This window comes from uncultured Phenylobacterium sp. (assembly GCF_902826855.1).
GTDB lineage: Bacteria > Pseudomonadota > Alphaproteobacteria > Caulobacterales > Caulobacteraceae > Phenylobacterium.
Map to the genome: position 1 here is coordinate 1 of NZ_CADEGK010000265.1, position 5,297 is coordinate 5,297.

General features: G+C 67.2%; 5 protein-coding genes. 4 read left to right on the forward strand and 1 reads right to left on the reverse strand.

Annotation, left to right across the window (positions count from 1 at the left end):
- The first annotated feature begins 299 nt into the window (after window positions 1-299).
- The 4 genes from QZV94_RS22800 (at window position 300) to QZV94_RS22815 (ending at window position 5,001) form a co-directional block, all read left to right on the forward strand.
- Window positions 300-1,928: an NAD(P)/FAD-dependent oxidoreductase gene (locus QZV94_RS22800; RefSeq protein WP_293682416.1), complete on the forward strand. Its 1,629-nt coding sequence runs from the start codon at window positions 300-302 to the stop codon at window positions 1,926-1,928.
- 76 nt (window positions 1,929-2,004) lie between these two features.
- Window positions 2,005-3,552 carry an acyl-CoA synthetase gene (locus tag QZV94_RS22805; RefSeq protein WP_293682417.1) on the forward strand — a complete coding sequence of 516 codons (1,548 nt, stop codon included), beginning with the start codon at window positions 2,005-2,007 and terminating at the stop codon, window positions 3,550-3,552.
- 87 nt (window positions 3,553-3,639) lie between these two features.
- Window positions 3,640-4,431 carry an SDR family oxidoreductase gene (locus QZV94_RS22810; RefSeq protein WP_293682419.1) on the forward strand — a complete coding sequence of 264 codons (792 nt, stop codon included), beginning with the start codon at window positions 3,640-3,642 and terminating at the stop codon, window positions 4,429-4,431.
- Between the two features lie 174 nt (window positions 4,432-4,605).
- Entirely contained in the window at window positions 4,606-5,001 is a 396-nt protein-coding gene (locus tag QZV94_RS22815; protein WP_293682421.1) for a DoxX family protein, read from the forward strand.
- 70 nt (window positions 5,002-5,071) lie between these two features.
- Here QZV94_RS22815 and QZV94_RS22820 read toward each other — a convergent pair.
- A partial coding sequence (locus tag QZV94_RS22820) for a hypothetical protein (protein WP_293682423.1) occupies window positions 5,072-5,297 on the reverse strand: 226 nt, incomplete at its 5' end.

Here is a 5,297-nt window from a genome sequence, read left to right on the forward strand (position 1 = left end):
GGAAATATAATGGTCAGGACAGCGAAATCAGCGCCTTACTTGGGAAATGTGGGCCCATACCGGTCCCTCACGTCCGCCAGGCGGTTGGCCGCGATCGGTTGCGTGACGGCGAGGGTGACATCCTCGCCGAACGGCGAGGCGCCGATGTGGGCGCGAGCCTCGCGGCGCCAGGGCCCCCGGTGGTTTCTAGACCTGGACTTCGGTCTCGCCTGGATAGAGCTTAGGGGGAGTTCGGCTTCGCCTTCGCTGGCGGGCGGGCCCCACTGAATCACGGTCGCAGATACATGGAGCGAGAGACAATGCCGCAGGCCGCCCGTGAGGTGACAGCCAGCTACGACGCCGTCGTCGTCGGCGCCGGGTTTTCCGGGCTCTACATGCTGCACCGGCTGCGCATGATGGGATTGACCGCCCGCGTTTTCGAGGCGGGCTCCGGCGTCGGCGGCACCTGGTACTGGAACCGCTACCCCGGGGCGCGGGTCGATATCGTCAGCCAGGAGTATTCCTACTCGTTCTCGCCGGAGCTGGAAGACGAGTGGCAATGGTCGGAGAAGTATGCGCCGCAGGAGGAGCTGCTGCGCTACGCCAACCACGTGGCGGACCGCTTCGGCCTTCGGGGGGATGTTCAGTTCAACACCCGTGTCCTGTCGCAGGTCTTCGATGAGGGGACCGGTCGGTGGACGGTGACGACGGACGCCGGCGATGTGGTGTCGGCCCGCTACTGCATCATGGCGACGGGGTGCCTTTCGGTTCCCAAGGACATCGATATCCTCGGCGCGGACCGCTTCAAGGGCCAGGTCTACCGCACGAGCAGCTGGCCCGAGGGCCTCGATCTCACAGGCAAGACCGTTGCGGTCATCGGTACGGGCTCCTCGGCCATTCAGGCCATCCCGCTGATCGCCCAACAGGCCAAGCACCTCACCGTCTATCAGCGGACGCCGAACTTCAGCCTGCCCGCCCACAACGCCCCGGCCGACCCCGCGGTCGCCGCAGACTGGAAGGCCAACCGCGCCGAACGCCGCGCGGGGGCGCGGGCCCAGGGCTTCGGCCAGCTCTTCATCGACGAGTGCGACAAGAACGCCGCCGACTTCACCCCGGCGGAACGCCGCCAGATCATGGAGGCGCGGTGGGCCAAGGGCGGCTTCGCCCTTGGGGGGTCCTTCGCCGACCTCGTTTTCGACAAGTCGGTCAACGACGAGGTCTCCGAATTCGTCCGCGAGAAGATCCGCAGCATCGTCAAGGACCCGGCCCTGGCCGAGAAGCTGGCCCCCAAGAACCATCCGCTCTTCACCAAGCGCCCCTGCGTCGACAGCGGCTATTTCGACACCTACAACCGCGACAACGTCGCCCTGGTCGACCTCACGACCACGCCGATCCAGACCATCACCGAGGACGGCATCCGGACCGCGGACGGCGAGCGCGTTTTCGATGTCATCGTCTTCGCGATCGGCTTCGACGCCATGACGGGGGCGCTCAACGCGGTCGACATCCGCGGCCGGGGCGGCCAGTCGCTGAAAGAGAAGTGGGCAGACGGGCCCACGACCTATCTCGGCCTGATGGTCGCGGGCTTCCCCAACCTGTTCGTGATCACCGGCCCCGGCAGCCCGTCGGTGCTGTCCAACATGATGGTGTCGATCGAGCAGCACGTGGACTGGATCAGCGACTGCCTGGCCTATCTGGGCGAGCGACAGCTGGGCCTCATCGAGGCCAGTCCAAAGGCCGAGGCCGACTGGGTCGCCCACGTCAACGAGGTCGGCGACACCACGCTCTATCCCCTCGCCAACAGCTGGTACATGGGCGCGAATGTTCCCGGAAAACCGCGCGTGTTCATGCCCTACATCGGCGGCGTGCCCGTCTATCGTGAGAAGTGCGACGAGGTCGCCGCGAATGGGTACGACGGCTGCAACCTGAGCGCTGCAGGCGGCGCCTAGCGCGGCGCGCCTCCCGACTTTGCTGCCGCCGGGGCAGCGGGCGCAACCTTGCCCGGTCGCCGGAGCGGAGGCCGTCATGGGCTGGATCAAGAGTGGCGCCCGCACATTCGAGGCCGGGACGCTCGACGACCGATGCCGCCGGGCCGCGACGGTGCTGGCGGGCTTCGGCCTCGTAGCGGGCGACGGCGTGGCGCTCTATCTCCGCAACGAGATCGCCTACTTCGAGGCCAGCTTCGGCGCCGGCCTGCTGGGCGTCTATCCGGTCCCGGTGAATTGGCACTACACCCCGGACGAGGCGGGCTATCTGCTGCGCGACAGCGGTGTGAAGCTGCTGATCATCCACGCCGATCTTCTGCCGGCGATTGCCAGCGCGATCCCGGACGGACTGCCGACCGTGGTCGTGGCGACCTCGCCGGAAATCCAGGCCGCCTACGGCGTGGGCAGTCCGCCGCCGTCGGCGGGTGCGCCGCTGTGGGGCGACCTGGTGGACGCGGCCGCGCCCTTCGCGGGGGAGATCGCCGCGGCGCCCAGCTCGATCATCTACACCTCCGGCACCACGGGCCGGCCGAAGGGGGTGCGCCGGCCGATCGCGACGCCCGAGCAGGCGGCGGCCTCGAGCCGAATGCTGGGCTGGTCTTACGGCTACACCGACTTCCTGGAAGGCCGACGCGATCCGGGCGAAGTGACCACCGCCGTCATCGGCCCGGTGTATCACTCGGCCCCGAACGCCCACTCGGCGTTCTCGATCCGAATGGGCGCGAACGTCGTCATTACCCCGCGGTTCGATCCCGAGGGACTCCTGCAACTGATCGAGCAGGAGAAGATCACCCACCTCAACATGGTGCCGATCATGTTCGCCCGCCTGCTGCGTCTGCCCGACGAGGTGAAGCGCCGCTACGATCTCTCGTCGCTGCGCTACGTCACCCACGCCGCCGCGCCGTGCCCGCCGCCGGTGAAGCGCGCGATGATTGAATGGTGGGGCCCGATCATCAACGAGTACTACGGCTCCACCGAGATGGGGAACGTCACCAATCTCACCTCGGAGGAGTGGCTGGCGCACCCCGGTTCGGTGGGCCGCGTCCAGCCCGGAATCGACCTGCGCGTCGTTGACGAGGCGGGCGCCGACGTGCCGACCGGGACCGTGGGCGAAGTCATCGGCCGCAGCCGGGTGGCCGTCGATTTCACCTACCAGAACGCGCCGGAGAAGCGGGCCGCGATGGAAAAGTACGGCCTGATCACGCCGGGCGACGTCGGCTACTTCGACGCCGACGGCTTCCTCTACCTCTGTGACCGCAAGAACGACATGATCATATCGGGCGGCGCCAACATCTATCCTGCAGAGATCGAGGCGGAGTTGCACAAGCTGCCGGGCGTCGCCGACTGCGCGGTCTTCGGCATTCCCGACGACGAGTATGGGGAGAGCGTGATGGCGGTCGTCCAGCCGCTGCCCGACGCCTTGCTGGACGCCGAAGACCTGCGTCGCGAGCTGCGCCGCACGTTGTCCGGCTACAAGGTGCCCCGCCGCATCGACTTCGCCGAAAGCCTGCCGCGCGAGGACTCGGGCAAGATCTTCAAACGCAAGCTCCGCGAACCGTTCTGGGCCGGCCGCGAACGGGCGATCTGACGCGGCTTTCCCGGCGAAGAGGGTTGTCGGACCCCACGGGAGGCGGCTACGCGCCTTGCATCGACGAAAACAGAAGGATCTCGGCGCGTGAAGATCGATGGGAATATTGCGGCAGTCGTGACGGGCGGCGCCTCGGGCCTCGGCAAGGCCAGCGCCGAAGCTTTGGCGGCGGCTGGGATCAAGGTTGCGATTTTCGACGTCAACGAGACGGCGGGACAGGCTGTCGCCGACGCCATCGGCGGCATCTTCTGCAAGGTCGACATCACCAGCGAAGAGCAAGTCGTCGCGGGCTTCGCCAAGGCTCGCGCCGCCCATGGGCAGGAGCGGGTCTGCATCCACTGCGCCCAGATTTCGAAGGGCGGCAAGACCCTGGCCTATGATCGTGAGACGGGGCGTTACCGCCGGTTCTCCACTGAGGATTACGCGTTTTCGGCGCAGGGCATCCTGATCGCCAGCTATCGCATCGCGTCCCTCTCCGCCGAAGGAATGGCCGGCCTGGAGCCCTTGGAGGACGGCGAGCGCGGGATGATCGTCCTCACCGCCAGCGTCGCGGCGCAGGACGCGCAGATCGGCCAGATCGCCTACGGTTCGCTCAAGGCGGGGGTCAACGGTCTGGTGCTGCCGATGGCCCGCGACCTCATGGATCTGGGCATCCGGGTCAATTCGATCATGCCAGGCATCTTCGCGACCCCTCCGATGCTCTCAGTGAAGGACCGAGCGCCGGCGGTGTTCGAGGGCCTGTCGAAGTCGGTCCCGTTCCCCAAGCGCCTGGGCAAGCCCGAGGAGTTCGGGAGCCTGGTGCTGGAACTGGTCCGTAACACCTATTTCAACGGCCAGAACCTGAGGCTGGACGGCGCGATCCGAATGCCACCGAAGTAGGGTCGGTCTGGCCGGTGCGCCGGGATGTTCCTTGCCCCGCCTCGGGAGGAGCGGTGCGGATAGCCGTAGAGACCCGAACGGAATAGAGGGCCATAGCGCCTGCGGTCGCGGCGTCCCGTGAGAGGTGCGCCGCGTTTGGTCAGGCTCGAAACATCCAGGTCTATCTTTCGGATCGTGCTGGCCGCTGCCTATCTCGGGGCTGGCATCGCGCATCTGTGGCTGCCGGCCCCGTTCCTCAGCATCACGCCCGACTGGGTGCCCCAGCCAGAGCTGGTCATCGCCGCGACGGGCGTTGCCGAGATCTTGGGGGCGACGGCTTTGGTCGCGGCGCCACCATTCCGCCGTGCGGCCGCCGTGGGCCTCGCGCTCTACGCCGTGTGCGTCTATCCGGCGAACATCAAACACGCAGTCGATGCGGTTTCGGTCCACGGCCCCGGCGCGTGGTGGCCCTATCACGCGCCACGTTTGGCCTTCCAGCCGGTGATCGTCTGGTGGGCGCTGTTCGCCGGCGGTCTGACGGCTTGGCCATTCGGCCGGAAGCGGGGCGATGAGGCCGCCAAGGGAAAGTGACTACGCAACCTCACGGCTCCGCGCCGAAGGCGACCAAGGAGGACCCGACCCGACCATTGGCCAGCGCCTGCTATTTCGTGATGCGACCTTTGACCAGCTTCAGCTGAACCGCTTTTCCGGTTGGGTCCTTGACTTGGGTGGTGACCCCCAACGCCGTTGGGAACGTCTCGCACATGGTTCCCGGCAGGCGAGGCTCCGACTGCTTGAGGCACACCTTGTCGCCCTTGACGGTCCACTTGCCGGCCAAGTCCAAGCCCCTGCGGCTCACGCCGGTCCAGGCGCCATCGGGGTCGAGC

Bases quoted from the DNA above. Each gene is read 5' to 3' on its own strand.
- QZV94_RS22800 (WP_293682416.1), top strand. From the start codon at position 300: ATGCCGCAGGCCGCCCGTGAGGTGACAGCCAGCTACGACGCCGTCGTC.
- QZV94_RS22805 (WP_293682417.1), top strand. From the start codon at position 2,005: ATGGGCTGGATCAAGAGTGGCGCCCGCACATTCGAGGCCGGGACGCTC.